The organism is Sorangium sp. So ce362 (genome assembly GCF_051519845.1).
Classification (GTDB): Bacteria; Myxococcota_A; Polyangia; order Polyangiales; family Polyangiaceae; genus Sorangium.
Map to the genome: position 1 here is coordinate 5,444,339 of NZ_CP150332.1, position 19,197 is coordinate 5,463,535.

Sequence of the window (19,197 nt, forward strand, 5' to 3'; positions counted from 1 at the left end):
GTCGGCCCCCGGCGATGTGGGGGTTCATCCCTTCAGGGCGTTGACCGGGAAGGACGTCGCGTACTTCTCCGGGTCCTTCGGGTCGAACGTCACGCCGTCGAACAGCGTCTCGGGCTGGTCGCTCGGGCCGCCGTGCTGGACCCCGAGCTCCTTCATCGCCTCCTCGTAAAGGTCGGGGCGCATGACCTGCTTGACGACCCCCTCGTAGTCCGGCTTCCCCTCCACCATGCCCCAGCGGCGGAACTGGCTGAGCCACCAGAGCGCGTATTTCGCCTGCGGGTAATTGCAGCCCCGGTCGCTGAAGATCATGTAGTCCCTGTCCTCTTTCTTGCGACCGTCGCCGTAGTCGTAATGCCCCTGGAGCCGGCCCAGGATGAGCTCCGGCGGACAGTTGATGTACGTCGGCCTCGACACGATGTCGGCCTGCTCGGGGCGGTTGTCGAGCTTGTCGAGCCAGACGCTCGCCTCGTGGAGCGCCTTGAGCACCGCCTTCACCGTCCTCGGGTTCCTGTCGGCGAACTCCGCGGTGAACGCGCACACCTTCTCGGGGGGTCCTTCCAGAGCTCCTGCGTGGTGATGGCCGTGTAACCGATCTGATCGGCGATGGCCCTGGCGTTCCACGGCTCGCCGACGCAGAACCCGTCCATCTGTCCCACCTTCATGTTGGCGACCATCTGCGCGGGCGGGATGGTCACGAGCGCGACGTCCTGAAGAACCCCTTTTCATGAGCGATCACGAGCGGCGAGCAGTCGGTCAGCGCGATGATGCCGAAGCGCAGCTCGGACACCTCCGGCCTGTCGGCGGCCGCCACGAGGGGCGCGGCGTTGGCCGCCGGCGGCCCCGGCTCGCCGGAGCGTGAGTCGCAGGCGTGGAGGAGCGCTGCTCCCCCGAGCCCGAGGGCGTCGCCGAGAAAGCGCCGGCGTTCGAGGGGCATGGCGCTCGGTGCCTCACGCGAAGGTTCTCGTCTCTTCATTCGATCGTCCTTTGCTGTGAATGACCGCAGGGCCGCGGGCGCGTGGAGAGATACGCGCCCGCCGGCCAGGGCAGAACGGACGGGTTGCGCTCCGGGGGCGCCGTCCGTGAAATCGCCTGTTCGTTCGACGGTGGGCCAGGCCAGCTCCGCAGCGGATCGGCGGGAGGAGATCGATCGCGCAGCGGGAGTTTGCCCTGGATGACATCAACCCTACATGGGCCCATGATCCGCCAAGTACGATGCATGGGTGCGTGTTTCAATCAAGTTTCTGTGGAATGTTTTTTCTGCATTCGAATTGATGCGCGTACCTCCTCACGCCGATCCGCGTCGCCGGGGAGGAGGAGGAGCTCTTTTCGTGGCAGTTCGCCACCGGGTGGTCGTCGCCGGACCTCGACGCGGACACAAAGAGCGACGGCAACTGCGCGAGCGTCTATGCGGGCGTCACGCAGCACGACGGGCACTGCTTCGTCTACAATCTCGGCGCGGATGCCGACGAGCCGATCGAGGACGAGGGCTGGGGGCCGCACGTGAACACCGCGGCCGCGACGTCGTACGGGCTCTCGAACGATTGCAGCGGCCACACGCGCGCGAAGCGGATCTCCCGCTGGACGCGCTGGTGAACGCGCCCCGCGGGCTCAGGCCATCAGCGTTCCTTGATGAAGCCCAGGACCGCGGCGCAGAACGCCGCCGCGTCCTCCTCGGGCCACATGTGGGTGGCCCCGTGGACCACCAGGTGCTGCCCGGGGATGCAGCGGGCCGCCGCGCGGGAGACCACGCTGAACAGCGGCCGGGAGAGCTCGCCGTACGCAACGGTGACCGGCACCTTCAGGCTGGCCAGGTCGCCGCACGTGATGGCCGGGGGCTGGGGCTGCGACAGGAGGAGCGGCATGGTCCGTGCGTTATCCAGGTAGACGGCCTGCCGCTCCGCGGGCTGAGCGGCGAAATAGCCCTCGCGCTGGCCCGAGCCATCCAGCAGGAGCCTCACGGCTTCCTGGCTGTCACCGCGCTGGACTGCCCCGAAGACGGGGCCGAACATGGCGCTCATGTCGTCCCCCAGCGCGCTCAGCTCGGCGGGATCGGTGACGTACGAGGGCACGCCCGGCTCGTAGACGAAAGCGCTCCTGATCAGCGCTGGATGGCTCAGCGCCGCGCTCAGGGCCACATGGCCGGCGTAAGACCACGCGACAAGGTGCGCGGGGCCCGCGTCGAGGGCGCGAAGGAGCGCGACAAGGTCGTCCGCGTGCGTCTGCACGCCGAGCGGAGGCCAGCTCGACCCCCACGCGCCAGCCCCGAAATAGCGCTGGCTGTAGGCGATGGCCCGGTGATGCTGGCCCACGATGGCGCGATGCCGGTCCCACATCCGGTGGTCCGAGGCCGCTCCGTGCAGGAACACCACCGGGGAGCCCTGCCCCTCCTCCGCACAGGCGAGGCGGGCCCCGTTCACCTCGATGAGCCGAGGCGTCTGCGCGCCGTCCGGGCCGCCGTGGCCCACCAGGGGTGCTGTCGTCATGGGCATGGAGCGATAGCTCGCTCGAGCGCCCGGATCAAACGCCGCGGAGCGACGATGGGAGCAACGCCGTGAACTCGCTCGACATCGAGGTCTCGATCCCACGCCCGCGCCGGCTCCTGCGGGGAGTGTCATGGAGGCCTCCCGGCGCCGGCCCTCCGGGGGGACGGCCCGGGTCAACAGGTCAATCCGGGGTGATGCTCGGCTCGAACGAGCCGGCAGAGACGTTGTTGTAGCTGTCGACGAAGAGGTCGATCGGAGTCCCCGCAGTCACATCCATGGGGATCGACTCGGTGTCTCCGGAGTTGCCGACGTCCAGGCAGCTGATCTCGCTCACGTTCTTGCTGCAGTCGGTCCGCCTGTGGAGGACGAGATCGGCGGACGACTACATAGAGCGAAATGGGGGGACAATATTGCGTCCTGGACGAACTTTCTTAGTAAGGAAAGAGATCTAACAATCGTGCACTCATGAGATGGTCGCGTTGCAAAATCGAAACGCGAGAGGGCATGTCCGTGACGCATCGACGCAATTTAGGGAAAGTTCCCGATGGCATATTCAGTGCTTCATGGGACCGCAGCGCCGCCGGCGCGGCCTTCGCCCCCCCTGAGGCCCCGGCGGCGCTGCCTTTTTGTTTGTCTGCGTGGGTTGCCGTGCCTGGACGGCTCAGCCTGCCTCCCTGACGGCCGGGGCCGTCCGGCACGACGGCGGCGAGAGCCGGTCCCCGTGACGTTGCAGGGTCCGGCGCCCCAGGGCGACGAAGCTCTCCTCTCCCCCGGATCAACTCCCCCGGATCAACGGTTCGAGCGCCGCGACTGCCCATCTCGGTGCAGCCGGCCGCCCTGGACCCTCCGCTTCAGCACCGAGGAAGCCGCGCGATAGGGTCTGCCGAGCAGCGCGTGCCGGCGACTTGGCTCGCGAGCACCGCGGCCTCGAGAGGGGCGTCGGGCGAGCGGGTGAAGCGCGGCAGGGAGATCTTCCGCAGCGACGAGGCGAAGTGCTCGCGCTGCCACGTGCCCGAGAGCGATTACACGGATCGCATGGCGTACCCGATGCCAAAGCGGCCGCCGCTGCCGGGTCACGACGAGGATCCGCGCCCCGAGTACAAGACGCCGTCGCTGCGAATGGCTGGACGACGAGCCGGCGTCGATCGAGAGCGCGCGGCGCTCGTCCGTCGCGCCTCCGCCATGTCGCCCCACAGCCAAGGTATCCTCCGCGCCGATGAATCAATCCCATCGCCCCGCGCCCCACAGACAGCATGCCATCGCGCGCGCAGGCAGCAGACTCGACACATCCCACCGCGGGCCTTCCGCGCGCTCACGAGCCCGGCGTCGAAGCAGCGAGCAGGACAGAGGCAGCTGACCGCGCCCGCCGGGCTCGCGGACGCCTGCTCCGCCCGCGTCTCGCGGCTTGCCTTCCGACCCGGCGCGGCGCACCTTCGCGCCCAGCCACCATGCACAGCGACGATCCCTACGTGATGTCCGCCTACGTCAAGCTTCTCGTGGCCGACGCGGAGCGCTCCGCCTCGTTCTACGAGCTCCTCGGCTTCACCCGAGCTCACCAGGATCCGGTGTTCGTCCACCTGCGCTGGGCGCGCCATGCCGATCTCTTTCTCATCGCGACGCCGCCGGGTGTCTCGCTGGCCGGTCAGCGCGGCCTCGGCGTGATCGTCTGTTTCAGCGCGACCGGCGACCTCGGCATCGAGACGATCGCCGCGCGCGCCGCTGCGGCCGGCGCCGGCGTCGACGGGCCGCGCGACCAGCCGTGGCATACGCGGGAGGTCGTCGTCACCGACCCCGACGGCTATCGCCTCTGCTTCGTCGAGCCGAGCACGCCCCTGCCGGGCTGACGCCCCGCCCGACGACCGGGGACGCGGCCGCGCGGGCTCGTGTATCATCGCGCCGGCATGTCGTCGGCGCCGTCGCAGCCCAGGCGAATCGGGCGATATCTGCTGTACAGCCCCATCGCGTCCGGCGGGATGGCGTCCGTGCACCTCGGCCGGCTGGTCGGCGAGGCGGGCTTCGCGCGCACCGTGGCCATCAAGCGGCTGCACCCCCAGCTCGCCGAGGCGCCCGAGATCGCCGAGAGCCTGCGCGGCGAGGCCCGCATCGTCGCGCGCATCCAGCACCCCAACGTGGTCGCCACGCTCGATCTCCTCATCGCCGAGGACGAGGCGTTCCTGGTCATGGACTACGTGCGGGGCGAGTCGCTGGCGCGCCTGCTCCGCGCGGCGCGCGCCCGCGGCGCGCCGGTGCCGGCCCCGATCGTCGCGAGCATCGCGTGCGGAGCGCTCCACGGCCTCCACGCGGCCCACGAGGCGCACAGCGAGTCCGGCGAGCCGCTCGCCATCGTGCACCGGGACGTCTCGCCCGAGAACGTGCTCGTCGGCGTCGACGGGACGGCGCGGCTGCTCGACTTCGGCATCGCCAAGGCGCGCGGGCGGCTCAGCACCACCCGCGGCGGGCAGCTGAAAGGTAAATTGCCTTACATGTCACCCGAGCAGATCCTCTGCGCCGACGTGACCCGGAGGACCGACGTGTTCGCGGCGGGTGTGGTCCTGTGGGAGGCGCTCGCGGGCCAGCGGCTGTTCGACGGCGGCGACGAGGCCGCGCTCATCGGGGCCGTGCTCGAGCGGCCGATCCCGCCCCCGAGCTCGCTCGCGGCGCACGTGCCGCCGGCGCTCGACCCGATCGTGCTCCGGGCGCTCGAGCGGAACGCCGAGGGCCGCTACCCGACCGCCCGCGAGCTCGCGATCGCCATCGAGGACGCGGTCCCGCTCGCGTCGCCGCGCGCGGTGGGCGAGTGGGTGGAGGAGCTCGCCGGCGACGCGCTCGCGCGGCGGGCGGCCCGCGTCGCGGAGATCGAGAGCGCCTCGGCGGCGGGCCTGGAAGACGCCCAGGCGGCGGGCCCGGGCAGCGCGGCGGCGCCGCCGCCTGGGTCCGCGACGTCCAGCGGGCTCTCCATGGCGCTCTCCCCGGGAGACGGCGCGTCGCGCGACGTCCCGCCCGCCGCGATGTCGAAGCGCGCGCGCCCGGCCCTCGCGCTGGTGGGTGTGGTGCTCCTCGGCAGCGCGGCCGCGCTCGCAGCGCAGTGGGCGCGCCGCGGCCCGCCCGGGCCGGAGGACGCAGCGCGCGCGGCCCACGCGCCCGCGGCGCAGCCCACCGGCACGGGGGTGGTGACGCCAGGCGTGACCAGCGCGCCCCCGACCCCAGCCCTGCCGGCGCCAAGCCCGCCGGGCGCGATGAGCGCGACGCCCACCGCTCCCGCCCCGCCGCCGAGCCCGGAAAGCTCGCCAGGACCGCCGGCGCTCGGCCCGGAAAGCTCGCCAGGACCGCCGGCGCCCGGCCCGGAAAGCTCGCCGAGCCCGCCGCCGGCGTCGAGCGCCGCCGTGACCGCGCCCGCCCGGAAGCCGGCACGCCCGGCGGCGGGTGCGCGCGCTCCTGCGCCCACGCCGCGCGCAGCCAGCGCCGCCGCCCAGCGCTGCTCCCCGCCCTATACCGTGGACAAGGCCGGCATACGCCGGCTCAAGCCCGAGTGCATGTGACCCGATGAACGCCTCCTCTCCCGCTCGCGCACGGCCCGCGCCCACGCTCGCCGTCGCCGTCGCCGCGGCGCTCGCGCTCACCGGCGCCCGCGCCCGCGCCGAGCCTCACAAGCGGGCGTGCGCCGCCGCCTACGAGCGTGCGCAGGGCCTCCGTCGGGACGGCAAGCTCCTCGCGGCGCGGGAGGCGCTCATCGCGTGCTCGCAGCCGACCTGCCCGGCGGCCGCCGTGGCCGACTGCGGGCCATGGCTCGCCGAGGTCGAGAAGAGCCTCCCCACCGTGGTCATCGCCGCGAGGGACGCGCACGGGCGGGAGCGGCTCGACGTGCGCGTGCTCGTGGATGGCCGCCTCCTCGCGGCGGCGCTCGACGGCAAGGCGCTGCCGGTCGATCCCGGTCCGCACACGTTCCGGTACCAGCCCGCCTGGGGCCCCGCGGTCGAGGAGCGTGTGCTGATCCGCGAGGGCGAGAAGAACCGCGCGCTCACCGTGACCCTGGGCGCCCCCTCGGCCGGCGCGCCGGCCTCTCCTGCTCCGCCGCCTGCCGCGCCGCCGCCCGCCTCGCCTACCGCCCCGCCGCCCGCCTCGCCTGCGATCCCCGGGCTCGTGTGGGCGTCCGGCGCCGTCGGCGCCGCGGGGCTCGCCGTGTTCGCCGTCGCCGGCGCGCACTCGCTGAGCGCCGAGGCCGACCTGCGCGCCACGTGCGCCCCGCGCTGCGCGGCCGACGAGGTGCGCGCCATCCGCGTACAGCACGCGGTCGCCGACATCGGCCTCGGCGTGGGCGTCGTCGCGCTGGGGGCCGCGGCGTGGTTCTACGCGACCCGGCCGGCCGCGGCGAGGCCGCCGAAGGCCGGCGCGCGCGCGCCCGGGCCGGCGCTCCGGCCGTTCGTCGCCGGGAACGCTGCCGGCATCGAAGGGGCCTTCTGATGCGTCCTCGGCCGGCCCACGCCGCCGCGGCCGCCCTCGCGGCCGCCCTCGTCTCGGCGTGCACGTTGGTGCGCCCGCTGCACGGCCTCACCTGCGAGCCCGGCGCCGGGAACGCCTCGTGTCTGTACGGCCAGCCGTGCGAGGCCGACGCCGACTGCGCGACGGCCTCGTGCGCCGCGCGCGTGTGCCAGTGCCCCGCCGCCATGGTGACGATCGAGAGCTCGTTCTGCATCGACCAGACCGAGGTGTCGAACGCCGCCTACCGCGCCTTCCTGGCCACGCAGCCGGACGTCGCCGCGCAGGAGCCGTTCTGTCTGTTCAACGACAGCTTCGCGTTCGACACCGGCCCCGGCGCGCCCGAGGTGTGCACGACCCGCCGCGAGGACGACCGGCACCCCGCCTCCTGCGTCGACTGGTGCGACGCCCGCGCCTTCTGCAAGAGCCTGGGCAAGCACCTCTGCGGCAAGGTCCACGGCGGCCCGCTGCCGTACGGCGGCGACACGGCGCAAGGCGAGTGGTTCGAGGCGTGCAGCGAGGGCGGCGCGCGCTCTCACGCCACGGGTGAATTCGACGCGCAGCTGTGCAACGGCGACGGGGACGCGACGGTGCCGGTCGGCGACGACGCCAGCATGGCGTGCGAGGGCGGCTATTTCGGCCTGCAGCACATGAGCGGCAACGTCCGCGAGTGGGAAGACGCGTGCTCTGGCGACACCGGCTCCGGCGACCTTTGCAGGACGCGGGGCGGAGCGTTCGACAGCGGGGACTCGCTCGACGAGCTCCGGTGCGACGCGCGCGACGCGCGCGAACGCGCCGACACGGACCCCACGATCGGGTTCCGCTGCTGCAGCGGCTAGCGCCGCGTCGCCCACGTTCGCCCCTGCTTCCCCGAGAGGCGAGCCCCGAGGAGCCCGCGGTCGTCGCGCGGCGCGGCGCGGGGAGGGCCTAGCCGAGTTGCCCTCCCCGCTTTCGGCCCCGCCGAAGGACCGGGCGCTCAGGCGGATCCGCTCGGGTCGCCGCGCTGCGCGGAGGGTCGGATCAAGGCAGCCCCGGCACGTTCATCTGCACGACGTGCACCTCCGTCCCGCCGCCGACGACAAAGAGGGTCTTGCCGTCGACGCCGCCGAACGCGAGGTTGGTGCCGCCGGGGAAGTCGCCGATGGTCTGCCCCTCGGGGTTCAGGATGGTCCCGCCCGAGAGGTACACGTTGCCGTCGCAGTCGACGCCGATGCCGTCGGCGTTGAGCGGGAAATTGCGCTGATTCGACGTCACGCCGGCCGCGTCCACATCGTAGAGGCCTGCGTTCACCACGTAGAGCCGGGTCTGATCGGGCGATAGCGCGATGCCGTTCGGCTGGCCGCCGCCCTGCTTGATGATCGACAACGCCCCCCCGGGATCTCGCCTGAATACCGCGCGCCCGACGCCGGGAGGGCGATTTCCGACCTCATAGGTCGGGTTCGTGAAATAGATCGTGCCGTTCTTGTGCGCGATCAGATCGTTCGGTGAGTCGAGCAGCTGGTTCATGTACATGTCGGAGAGGATCGTCACCTGCTTGGTGGCGACGTCGAACGAGCTGATCGAGCGGGTCTTGTGGCTCGCGCCCAGCAAATTCCCGTCGATCGACACCGCGAGACCGTTCACGCCCACGTCCGAGATGAACACCTCGCAGCCGCCGCCAGGCGTATATTTGATGATGTCGCCGGTGAAATTGTTGCCAGCGGCGCGCTGCACGAAGTTGGTGAAGAAGAACGCGTTTTGCGCGGCGATCCACGTCGGGCCTTCGTTGTAACCGTAGTTGTACCGGAAACCCGCACAGACAGCCGTGGATGTGAGCGCCTCCGGCGCCGGGAACGGCCCTTCGGGGCACGCCGTCGCCGAGGGCGCCCCGCCCGAGCCGGCGGAGCCTCCCGCCCCGCCCGCGCCTCCGGCTCCTGTGCTGCTGCTGCTGCCGCCGCTGCTGCTGCTGCTGCTGCTGCTGCTGCCGCTGCTGGTGCTGATGCTGGTGCTGGTGCTGCCCCCGCCGCCGGTGCCAGCCGCGCCTCCCCCGGCTCCTCCCGCGCTGCCGGCCGGCTGCGGCGAGGGCTGCTCGGTGTCTGCCGCGTCGCTGCATCCGACGAAGCTTGCCAATACCGCAAATCCAACCCAGTAGAAGCAGTGAAGTCTCATGATGCTCCGAGGGTAGGACGATGGAGGCGAATTGACCATGGGTTTACCCGCCCGACGTCGACATTCACCCCGAGCCGGGCGAGATCGGATGGGCGGATATCACGCCGCGAGCCGGTGATCGAGCTCGATCGGAGTGAGCCGCGGGGGCTGTTCGTCGACGACGAGCGTGCTGCCCGGGTAACGGCGGACGAGCCCCTCCGTCACCTCGATCGCTTCCTCCTTCGTGCCGTACGGGAGCGAGCGGGCCTCGTACCCCTCGGCCGCGACGATCCACCCCCAGCCGTCGCGATCCGGCAGGACGTGATACGAGAATTTCCTCATCATGGCGCCACCTCTCGCCAGAAAGCTAGAGCGGCGCGCGCGATCCGCAAGCGATCGACGCCGCCGTCTTCGCCGAACCATCGGTCGAGCTGCGCCCCGCGCAAGCGCCGGATCGTGACGGCTCACCCCCGTCCTTCGCCCTCGGGGAACGACGTACCAGCTCCTCGTAGCAGCGGCTCAGCTTCTCGAAGGCGACCTCGCTGGTGAATCTCTCCTGGAAGAGCCTCCTCCCGTTGCTCGACCTCTTCGTCGCGACCTCCCTCTGCCCGTCGATCGCCCTGATCGCCTCGCCGACCTCGCTGGTGGACACCTCTTTCAGGAAATATGCGCTCTCATCGCTCAGGATATCCCCCAAGAAGCCCTTCTTGGTGGTGATGATCACGAGCCCCATCATCAGCGCTTCATTGATGGAGTTGTTGTGCCCTTCCCCCTTGTGGCTCGTGGGATAGCAGAAGATATCGTTCAGCTTGAAATGCCGCAGCACCTCCTTGTGCGGCTGCAATCCAAGGCGCTGGATCTTCAGGTTGGGCTGCTCGGCTCTGGAGTCCATCCACCGCGTGAATTCATCGTGCTCTTTCCCGATGATGGTCAGGCGGATCCTGGTGCCCTGCCTGGCGGCCTCCTCGCAGCCCGATACGACCTCGTAGACGCCCTTGTCCTTGTAGCAGTACCCCACGAACAGGACCTTGAGCTCTTCATCTCTCAGCTTGTCGGCGACCTCGTCGGGGATCTCTTCCGTCGGGATGAAGTTCGGGAAATAGTGCGCCTCTTTCCCGAACGTCTCCTTGACGAAGTCGAGGTACACGCTCCCCTCGGCGAGGACGACCTTGGAGCTCTTCAGGCAGAAATCGGTGAGGCGCCGCGACAGAGGGTTCGTGCTGCTGTACCACTGCATGAAGGCCCCTGCCTTGATCTCGTACAGGACCGGCTTCCCGAGCATCCTGGAGATCAGCACCACGGCGAACTCCCGGGGGATCGCCCCCCGGTACTGCGCGAGGATATGAACGCCGTCTGGCCTCGCCTTCACGAGGCCGGAGATGAAGGCGGAGATGTCCTTGGCAAGCCGCGCGGGAGCGGTGAATGGACCGAAGTCGTACTGGCCCCTCACGGTGTGAAAGCACGGGACGATCGTGAACTCATCGGACCTGAAATGGTTCAGGTACACCGACATGTTGCGCGTGTAGCCGCCGGTGCCGCCCCCGTACGCGTTCTTGAGCTTGGACAGCACGGGGCCGAACAGGAGGATCGTCCTCACTTGAGCTCCTTGAGGATCTTGAACGGAACACCGCCGATGACGCAGTTGGATGGAACATCCTTGTTGATCAGGGTGTTCGCTCCAGCGACGACGTTGCTGCCGATGGTGACCCCCCTCAAGACAGTGCACTTGTCCGCGAGCCAGACGTTGTCTCCGATCACGATGGGCGACGTGCTGTACCCCTTCAGGAGCAATCGGTCGCCCTCCATCGTGTAGTTGTGATCGTGATCCACGATCGCCACGTGCTGAGCGATGGTCACGTTGTTCCCGAGGCGTATGGATTCGAACGCGACCACCCTGGAGTACCGGTTGATGACGAAGTTGTCTCCGATGGTCAGGCTGCCGTCAGCCTGCAGCTCCGTGTGGTCGCCCAGGATCGCCTTTCTCCCGAGCTTGAGCGTCCCCCTGGGCGAGACGAGGACGTAGCAGCTCTCCCCGAGCATCCCCACGCCCCCGAGCTCCAGCCTCCGCCCGTGAACCATCTTTGCGAAGGCGAGCCTCAGCACAGAGCATGATTTGTATGCGATGGAATTCTTTACTATCCTCATGACCGTTTCCTGGGAGTATCGCCCCCGCCCTTCGTCCCTGCGGGCCCTCGTGCTCGATCGCCCGCGCTCACCGCCGGAGGTCGTACTTTTCCAGCTTGTAGAGCAGCGCGCGCCGCGAGATGCCCAGCCGCTTCGCCGCGCGCGTCTGGTTGTTGCCCTCGGCGGCGAGCGCGTCCTCGATGCTCTTCTTCTCCAGCTCGGCGAGGCGCGCCGGCATCGACGCGTCCTCCGCAGGCGCGCCCGCGCTGGCCGGCGCGCCCGCGCTCGGGGGGGCCGCGCCGGCCCCGGCCACCGAGGCCGGCAGGTGCTCGACCTCGATGACGCCGGCCTCGGCCAGCACGACAGCGTGCTCGACCGCGTTGCGCAGCTCGCGCAGGTTGCCGGGCCACGCGTGCGCCTCGAGCACCTGCATCGCGGCGGGCGCGAAGCGCGGCGCCCGCTCCCCCATGCGCTCGGCGATCTGCTGCGCGAAGCGGTGCGCGAGCAGCGCGATCTCGGCGCGCCGCTCGCGGAGCGGCGGCACGCGGAGGACGAACGTGCTGATGCGATAGTAGAGATCCTGCCGGAAGCGCCCGGCCGCCACCTCGGCCTGGAGGTCCCGGTGCGTGGCGCACACGACGCGCACGTCGAGCTCGAGCTCCTGCGTGCCGCCGATCCGGGCCATGCGCCGGCTCTCGAGCACGCGCAGCAGCTTGGCCTGCATGGCGAGGGGCAGCTCGCCGATCTCGTCGAGCAGCAGCGTGCCGCCCTGCGCCGCCTCGAAATAGCCGATCTTGCGGCGATCCGCCCCGGTGAACGCGGCCTTCTCGTGGCCGAAGAGCTCGCTCTCGAGCAGCGTCTCGGGCAGCGCCGCGCAGCTGAGCTGCACGAACGGGCCGCCGGCGCGCGGGCTCGCGCGGTGGATCTGCTCCGAGACGACCTCTTTGCCCGCGCCCGTCTCGCCGAGGACGAGCACCGTCGTCCGGGCGCGCGCCAGGCGCTGCACCACCTGGAAGACCTTCACCATCGCCTCGTCCGCAACGACGAAGCCGGCGCCGGAGAGCGCGTCCTCCGCCGCCGGCGCGGACCCCGGCGGCGTCAGCGGCGGAAGGCGCGCAGGCGCGGCGATCGCGACGACGATCTCGGCCGGGCCGATGCGGATCACGTCGCCGCCGGCGAGGTCCCGCGCGGCGTTGCGCAAGACGGCGCCGTTCACCGAGGTGCCGTTGCGGCTCCCGCGGTCGACGACCTCGAGGGCGTCGCCGTGCCGCGCGACGATCGCGTGGTTGCGCGACACGCGGGGATCGTCGACGCAGACCGCGGACTCCGGCGCGCGGCCGATCGCGACGACGTCGCCTTCGGTCAGGTCGATCACCCGCGCCGTGCCGTCGGCGGCGCGGACGATGAGCGACGCCTGCCCCTGGGGCGTCCGGCCGCCGAGCGCGCCCTCCGCGGCTTCCAGCTCGGTCGCGACCTCGGCCGCGAGGGGCGGCGGCGCCTCGCCTGACGGAGGGGCTGCCTGTCGACGAGGATCTCGCTCCGTCATGCCGTTCGAAGGTTGCGCAAGTGTACGACGCTTGCGCAACGCTCAGCAACGGCGCAGCGCGGCACGGGCGCGAGAGCGCGTGGCGAACGAGGAGCGTGGGCTGGCCCTCGCCTTGCAGTGCCTCTCCAGCGCGCACGGAGACGATGCGGGAACCGCCGTCGCCGGGAGCCATCGCGGGGACCGCGGAGCGTCGAGAGACACCCCGTACCGCCGTGCGCCCAGCTTCACGAACGCACGAACCGAGGAGAGAACCCATGACTTATTCCAGCCGTCCGGCGTCCGTTCTCGCGCGCCGCAGCGCGCTGCGCCACGTCGCCGTGTGCTTGACCGTCGCGCTCGCCGCCGCCGGGTGCGACGCAGATCCGGGCGCCGGCGCGGAGGTCGCCTCGGCGGCGAGCGGCGCTGCGGTCACCGGCAACGGCGGCTCCACCGGCAACGGCGGCTCCACCGGCAGCGGCGGCTCCACCGGCAGCGGCGGCTCCACCGGCAGCGGCGGCTCCACCGGCAGCGGCGGCTCCACCGGCAGCGGCGGCTCCACCGGCAGCGGCGGCTCCACCGGCAGCGGCGGCTCCACCGGCAACGGCGGCTCCACGGGCAGCGGCGGCTCCACGGGCGGCGACGTCTGGGTGCCCGCCCCGGGGACGACGTGGCAATGGCAGCTCACGGGCACCATCGACACCAGCCTGGACGTCGCCATGTACGATATCGACCTCTTCGAGGCCCCGCAGGCGACGATCGACGCCCTGCGCGCGGCCGGGAAGAAGGTGGTCTGTTACTTCAGCGGGGGGAGCCACGAGGACTGGCGCAGCGATGCGCCGGAGTTCCCCGCCGCGGCGCTCGGCAACCCGCTCGACGGCTGGCCCGGCGAGCGGTGGCTCGACACCCGCAGCGCCGGCGTGCGCGACATCATGAAGGCCCGGCTGGACCTGGCCGTGACGAAGCGCTGCGACGGCGTGGAGCCCGACAACGTCGACGGCTACACAAACCGTCCCGGCTTCCCGCTGACCGCGGCGACGCAGCTCGACTACAACCGCTTCCTGGCCGCCGAGGCGCACGCGCGCGGGCTGTCCATCGGGCTGAAGAACGACCTCGATCAGGTGAGAGATCTCGTGGGTGACTTCGACTGGGCGCTCAACGAGGAGTGCCACGCGTACGACGAGTGCGAGATGCTCACGCCGTTCATCCGCGCCGGCAAGGCGGTCTTCCACGCGGAGTACGTCGCCGCGTCGAGGGCAGACGCCGTCTGCGCCGCCACCAAGCCGCTCGGGCTCTCGACGCTGATCAAGAAGCTCGATCTCGACGCCTGGCGCATCGCCTGCCCCTGAGCCGCCCGCGCCGCCCCCCGCCGGCGAGAGGGCTGGCCGCCGTTGCGCGGCCAGCCCTCTCGCCCGCTCAGCCGCTCACTCCCCCAGCACCTGCAGGAGCTGCGCTTCGGAGAAGCTCTGCTGCTCCGGCTGGTAATACGGGTGCACCTCGGCGCCGCCGTCCTCCGCCCGGACAGGCATGGTCGCCTGCAGCCGGTAATCGAACCTCGCCGCGCCCCCCGCGGGGATCTCCTTCACATAAAGGATCAGCTGCTTGCCCGTGATCTCGAACCTCGAGAGCAGGCCCGCGGCGATGTACTGCTGGAGATCCTCGGTCAGGAGCTGGAAGCCGGGCGGGAGCCCGACGGTCACGAGGACCATGCTCTGCGCCGAGCTCGTCGTGTTCCGGACGTTCAGCGACGCGGTCACGATGTCATTCACGTACAGCGAGGTCTTGTCGTAGCTCAGGCTGACCGCGAGCGGCCCGCCCCCGTCGCTCGGGACCGCGCTCCAGGGCAGGTTGTGGCGGCTCACCAGGTTGTAGCTGAGCTTCCCCTCCCCCGCGAAGGCGAGCGTGACCTCGTGCGCGCCGGGGGTCGCGAGGTGCGTCAGGTCGACCGTGGTCATGACGTCGGCCTGGTCCTCGCGCAGGGAGACCGTGCCCGTCGGCTCGCCGTCGACCGCGACGGTCAGCGTCCCCGTGGCGCCCTCGGTCCCCTTGCTCGCGGCGAGCAGCAGGGTCCGCAGGCTCCAGATCGTCGCCTGGGTGGAGCCGAAGTTGCCGTTCGGGTCCTTCGACTGGGTCAGGAACTTCACGCCGCCGTCGGCGCTCGACCGGTGCGCGCCCGCGGAGAGCAACGCGTGCGCCGCGAGCGCGGTGGTCGTGACCTTCGCGTCGTCTCCGACCTCGTAGAACGCGGTCTGCGTGCCGCCGTCGTCCCAGAAGAACGCGTCCCCTTCGGCCGTCTTGCGCTCGTCCAGGGCGTCGAGCACCCGGTCCGTCAGCGCGCCGGAGGGATCGGCCACGGCGAGCGCATTGGCCACGATGGCCAGCGTGTACAGGTCGTCGGTCGCCGGTTGCACCGACCTGCCCACGTAGCCGAGCCCCGCCGAGATCTCGGGTCCCGTGTACCCCGCGCTCGCGAGCGCCCAGAGCACGAAGGCGCTGTTGCGGAGCGTGCCCGTGTGGAAGCTGAAGAACTCGGTCTGATCGCCCGCCCACGTGCCGTCCGACTTCTGCTGCCCGGCGAGCCAGGCCACGGTCCTGGCGAGCATCGCCTCGTCCACGGCGTGCACCTTGATCATGTCGGCGAACTCCATGACGCCGAACGCGGTGACCGACAGGTAGGGGTGCCCGTCCTGCTCGCCGAACCACGAGAAGCCGCCGCCGGCGTGCTCGAAGGTGAGCAGGCGCTGGTAGCCCGCCGAGATCAGCGACTCGGCCTTCATCTGGATCTCCGGGGTGATCTGGCCCGTCTGCTTCATGTACTGCGTGACGAGCACGTTGGGCCAGGTGGTCGAGGTGGTCTGCTCGAAGCAGCCCGACGGCACCTGGAGCATGCTGTCCATGCCGCTCACGACCTGCGACAGGAACGCGGGGTAGATCTCGAGATAGAGCTGGTTCGAGCCGGCGACCGCGCCCGCCGGGAACGAGAGGGCGTGGGCGACGCTGCCCGTCTCGAGCATGCCGGACTGGCTCTCGGCGAACGGCTTGCCGTCCGGGACCACGCGCACGGTGCGGGCCACGGCGTCGGCGCCCTCGGTGCCCCGCGCGGTGACCGTGAGGGAGTTGACGCCCACGGTGTCCACGCGCACGGGGAACCGGACGCCGAGCACCTCGCCCGGCGCGAGCGACACCCGCGAGGAGGTCGCGCCGAGCGCGGTGTACCAGCTCCCCGGCTCCAGGCTGAGATCGACCGTCTGCGGCGTCTCCAGGTAGTTGTAGACCGCGATCGGGAACTCGACCTCATCGCCGCGCGTGAGCGTGGCCGGGAAGCTCACGTCGACGAAGAAGTCCTGGAACACCTTGAAGCCGCTCTGCACGCCGCCGAGCTTGCCGTCGGCCGAGTTCGCGAGCGCCGAGAGCCGCCACTCGGTGATGCTGTCGGCGAGCGGGATGCTCAGGGTCGCCGTGCCGTCGGCGCTCGTGATCACGCTCGGGTTGACATACAGGGTCTCGGGGAACTCGCGCCGGACGCGCGGCCCGCTCTCGCCGCCGCCGCCGCCGCTGGGGTCCCCGGCGCTGCCGCCGCCCGCTCCGCTGGCGGCACCCCCCGTGGCCCAGCCGCCGTTGTCGCCGTCGGCGGCGGCCCACTCCTCTTGCGCGGGCACCTCCACCCCGAGCGCGCCGAACTCGAATGCGATCGACGCGTCGTCCGCGGTCTGCGCCAGCTCGTCGGGCCCCGACGAGACCACCGTGAGCCCCGTCCAGCTGGAGGTCACCTTGTACGCGTTGCCCCACACGTCGAAGGCGCGGAAGCGCTCGGTCGTCCGGCGCCCGAGCAGCGTGACGTACTCGCCCGCGTCGCAGTAGTACTGGCTCGGTTCGCATCCGAGCGCCCGGAGGTCCTGCACGGCGCTCGCCGTGGCCTCGGCGAGCCAGGGCTGGAGCGCGCCCCGCTGGCGCTCGTAGAACGGCGCGAGCTCGGTGCGCACCTGGCCCAGCACCGAGGGCCACGTGCGCGCCTGGAGGCCGGTGAGCGACGTGCCGGCGAGCGCGGCGAGCGACGCCTGGGTCGTGCGCTGCGCGGCCTCGGCCTGCTCGGGGTCCTCGCTCGCGGTCGCGCTGAACAGGAGGTTCTGGAGGTTCGCCGAGGGGCCGCGGATCTGGTAGCTCGGCTTCGCGAACTCGTCCTCCAGCTCGAAGTAGGTGCGGAGCAGCCCGGGCTGCGCGTCGACCAGCGCGAAGACGGCCTGATCGACCACCTGGACGCCGACCGCGGCGACCTTCGGGTTGCCCGCGTCGTCCTTGACCGAGAGGCGCAGCGTCGCCGTCTCTCCCGGCGCATACAGGGGCTTGTCGGCGGCGACCTCGATGCTGAGCGCCGAATCGCCCCGCGCGAAGACCGTGCGGCCCGAGCGGACAAGGTTGCCGTCGTCGTCGACCAGGTACGCCTCGACCCGGTTGCTGCCGAGCAGGCCGGCGTCGACGGGCATGCTGAAGCGGGCGCGCCCGCCCTCGAGCTCGAGAGAGCGCATGTCGACGGCCTGACCGTCGTTCAGCCAGTCGACGTAGACGCTGCCTGTCTCCTCGCTCGCCTCGATGGCGACCTCGATCGTCTCCCCGGTCTCGTACACGGCGCGGTCCGTGCGCACGATCAGGTGCTCGCCGCCCGCCTGGGCCGCGAACGAGAACTCCCGCTCGACCGCCCGATCGCCCACTGTGGCCCGGACCGAGAAGGCGCCGTCCGCCGAGCCGAGCGGCGGGGTGAAGCTCACCGCGGCCTGGCCGAAGGCGTCGGTGCGCGCGGCGAGCGTCGCCCCGTCCGGCGCGGTGATGACCGCGTCGGTATCGGGGATCGGCGCCCCGAGCGGGTCCGTGACGAAGAGCAGGAGGGTGTTCGGGACCCCCGGGACGAGCTCGCGCGCCTCGGGCACGAGGACGAGGGAGGCCGCGTCCGCGGCGACCTTCACCGGGATCGCCTTGGTGACCGCCTGTCCCGCCGTGTCCGCGACGGTGACCGTGAGCGTCACGGCCGCGTCGCCCTGCTCCAGCGGCAGGCCCGCGAGGCTCTGCGGCAGCGCCAGGCTGAACCCGTAGTGCCCCTCGGCGTCGAGCTCGCCCAGGATGCGCTGGAACGTCGTCTGACCGACGTCGAGCGACGCCGCCTCGATGGTCACGCTGCCGCCGGCGACGTTCTTGCCAAAGAAATAGCGCGCGTCGATGGTGCCGGTCACCGTGTCACCGGCGCTGTACCAGGGCTTGTCGGTCCTCACGGCGACCTCGAACCTCGGCAGCGCGTACTGCCCCACGTTGACGGTCTTCTCCGTCGTCGTCTCTCCGCTCACGAGACGCACCTTGAACTCGCCGACGTTCACGATGGAGCCGATCCGGAACGTCGTGGCGGCCACGCCGAAGGCGTCGGTCACGACAGGCTTCTTGAAGATCTTGTTGCCCTTGCCGTCCTCCACCTCGAACGTGACCGACTCGCGGACGAGCGGCGCGTTGTTCCCCCGCTCGAGCGCGAGCGCGCGGAGGTGGATCGTCTGGCCGGGCTTGTAGAGCGGCTTGTCGGTGGTGAGGAGCAGCTTCGGGCCGGGGCCCTCGACGGTGATGCTCTCGTCGACGACCGCTCTCACACCGAAGCCGAGCGCCCGCGCGGAGACGGGGAGCGCGCCGATCCCGCCGGGCTCCACCTCGAACACCGCGGCGCCCAGCGCGTCGGTCGTCCCGCGGAGCTCCCGCGCCGCGGCCCCCTCGCCCACGGCGAGCTCGACGGCCACCTCGGGCACAGGCTGGTGGGTGAAGGCGTCCGTCGCGCGCACGCGGTAGCTCGCGGCGCGCCCGCGCACCACGCGCGCCGGCCCCTCGAGCTGCACGTCGTAGGGCGGGATGACGCGCAGCAGGCTTCGCGTCACGAGCAGCCCCCTCTCCGACCCGTCGTCGATGCGGACGAGGTAGCGCGCGAGCCCCGGCTGCGCGCTCACGGCCGGCGCCGGCAGGCGAGCCTCCGCGGTCGCCGCCGCCGCGCTCGAGATCTCCACGTCGACCTCGGTCGTGCCTTGTTCCTTGTCCGCGTCGATATCGACGAGCGTCACGCGCAGGTGGCCGCGCGTCGCCCCCGTGGTCAGGTTGCGCACCGGGATCCGGAGGCGCAGGTCGCCCTCCTCGATCACGCCCCTGAGCTGCGCTTCGTCGACCTCGATCGTGCCGTTCTGCGGCTGATCAGGGCGGCCGAACAACGCTGGCGGCGCCTCGTCGGAGGAGCAAGCGGCCCCCGAGAACGCGCCCGCCAGCGCCAGCGCGGCAAGCAGGTGGGGTGAGCTCCAGCGTCGGCGGAATGCATCGAAGCGAATGCGCATAAGTCCAGTCCTCCCGAACGGCGCTGGCACAGCTCCAGCGACCGGCGCGTAGATTGCATCCGGCGTACCAGGACGTTCTCGCAGCAAATCCGCGGGAATAGACGCGGGTCGTCCC

Annotated in this window: 14 protein-coding genes and 1 pseudogene; 5 read left to right on the top strand and 10 right to left on the bottom strand. The window is 71.2% G+C overall.

What is annotated here, in order from left to right:
- Nucleotides 1-24 precede the first annotated feature (24 nt).
- The 4 genes and pseudogenes from WMF17_RS21160 to WMF17_RS21175 all read right to left on the bottom strand — a co-directional run bounded on the left by WMF17_RS21160 (nucleotide 25) and on the right by WMF17_RS21175 (nucleotide 2,817).
- Nucleotides 25-674: pseudogene (locus WMF17_RS21160) on the bottom strand (ABC transporter substrate-binding protein).
- A gap of 17 nt (nucleotides 675-691) precedes the next feature.
- A complete protein-coding gene (locus WMF17_RS21165; protein ID WP_437603893.1) occupies nucleotides 692-934 on the bottom strand; it encodes an ABC transporter substrate-binding protein in 243 nt (80 codons plus the stop codon).
- 682 nt (nucleotides 935-1,616) lie between these two features.
- Nucleotides 1,617-2,483 carry an alpha/beta fold hydrolase gene (locus WMF17_RS21170; RefSeq protein WP_437603894.1) on the bottom strand — a complete coding sequence of 289 codons (867 nt, stop codon included), beginning with the start codon at nucleotides 2,481-2,483 and terminating at the stop codon, nucleotides 1,617-1,619.
- Nucleotides 2,484-2,664: 181 nt separating this feature from the next.
- The gene (locus tag WMF17_RS21175; protein WP_437650927.1) at nucleotides 2,665-2,817 is read right to left on the bottom strand and encodes a hypothetical protein; all 153 of its coding nucleotides are present in this window, start codon (nucleotides 2,815-2,817) and stop codon (nucleotides 2,665-2,667) included.
- Nucleotides 2,818-3,931: 1,114 nt separating this feature from the next.
- Here WMF17_RS21175 and WMF17_RS21180 point away from each other — a divergent pair.
- Genes WMF17_RS21180 through WMF17_RS21195 form a run of 4 tightly spaced genes read left to right on the top strand, consistent with a single transcriptional unit; the run spans nucleotide 3,932 to nucleotide 7,798 of the window.
- Nucleotides 3,932-4,327: a VOC family protein gene (locus tag WMF17_RS21180; RefSeq protein ID WP_437650929.1), complete on the top strand. Its 396-nt coding sequence runs from the start codon at nucleotides 3,932-3,934 to the stop codon at nucleotides 4,325-4,327.
- 57 nt (nucleotides 4,328-4,384) lie between these two features.
- Nucleotides 4,385-6,022: a serine/threonine-protein kinase gene (locus WMF17_RS21185; protein ID WP_437603896.1), complete on the top strand. Its 1,638-nt coding sequence runs from the start codon at nucleotides 4,385-4,387 to the stop codon at nucleotides 6,020-6,022.
- A gap of 4 nt (nucleotides 6,023-6,026) precedes the next feature.
- Complete coding sequence (locus tag WMF17_RS21190; RefSeq protein ID WP_437603897.1) at nucleotides 6,027-6,944, top strand: hypothetical protein; 918 nt, start codon at nucleotides 6,027-6,029, stop codon at nucleotides 6,942-6,944.
- Nucleotides 6,944-7,798: a formylglycine-generating enzyme family protein gene (locus tag WMF17_RS21195; protein ID WP_437603898.1), complete on the top strand. Its 855-nt coding sequence runs from the start codon at nucleotides 6,944-6,946 to the stop codon at nucleotides 7,796-7,798. The genes WMF17_RS21190 and WMF17_RS21195 overlap by 1 nt, the downstream gene beginning before the upstream one ends.
- Nucleotides 7,799-7,979: 181 nt before the next feature.
- On the opposite strand, the gene WMF17_RS21200 is transcribed toward WMF17_RS21195, so the two are convergent.
- The 5 genes from WMF17_RS21200 to WMF17_RS21220 form a co-directional block, all read right to left on the bottom strand.
- Complete coding sequence (locus tag WMF17_RS21200; RefSeq protein WP_437650931.1) at nucleotides 7,980-9,107, bottom strand: SMP-30/gluconolactonase/LRE family protein; 1,128 nt, start codon at nucleotides 9,105-9,107, stop codon at nucleotides 7,980-7,982.
- Nucleotides 9,108-9,206: 99 nt separating this feature from the next.
- Nucleotides 9,207-9,431 carry a DUF2188 domain-containing protein gene (locus tag WMF17_RS21205; RefSeq protein ID WP_437603900.1) on the bottom strand — a complete coding sequence of 75 codons (225 nt, stop codon included), beginning with the start codon at nucleotides 9,429-9,431 and terminating at the stop codon, nucleotides 9,207-9,209.
- Nucleotides 9,432-9,453: 22 nt separating this feature from the next.
- A complete protein-coding gene (locus tag WMF17_RS21210) occupies nucleotides 9,454-10,683 on the bottom strand; it encodes a glycosyltransferase family 4 protein (protein ID WP_437603901.1) in 1,230 nt (409 codons plus the stop codon).
- On the bottom strand, nucleotides 10,680-11,165 hold the full coding sequence (locus WMF17_RS21215) for an acyltransferase (protein ID WP_437603902.1): 486 nt from the start codon (nucleotides 11,163-11,165) through the stop codon (nucleotides 10,680-10,682). The genes WMF17_RS21210 and WMF17_RS21215 overlap by 4 nt, the downstream gene beginning before the upstream one ends.
- Nucleotides 11,166-11,298: 133 nt before the next feature.
- Complete coding sequence (locus WMF17_RS21220) at nucleotides 11,299-12,756, bottom strand: sigma 54-interacting transcriptional regulator (protein ID WP_437650933.1); 1,458 nt, start codon at nucleotides 12,754-12,756, stop codon at nucleotides 11,299-11,301.
- Between the two features lie 254 nt (nucleotides 12,757-13,010).
- On the opposite strand from WMF17_RS21220, the gene WMF17_RS21225 reads away from it, so the two are divergent.
- The gene (locus WMF17_RS21225; protein ID WP_437650935.1) at nucleotides 13,011-14,081 is read left to right on the top strand and encodes an endo alpha-1,4 polygalactosaminidase; all 1,071 of its coding nucleotides are present in this window, start codon (nucleotides 13,011-13,013) and stop codon (nucleotides 14,079-14,081) included.
- 75 nt (nucleotides 14,082-14,156) lie between these two features.
- Here WMF17_RS21225 and WMF17_RS21230 read toward each other — a convergent pair whose 3' ends face one another.
- Entirely contained in the window at nucleotides 14,157-19,082 is a 4,926-nt protein-coding gene (locus tag WMF17_RS21230) for an MG2 domain-containing protein (protein ID WP_437650937.1), read from the bottom strand.
- Nucleotides 19,083-19,197 lie beyond the last annotated feature (115 nt).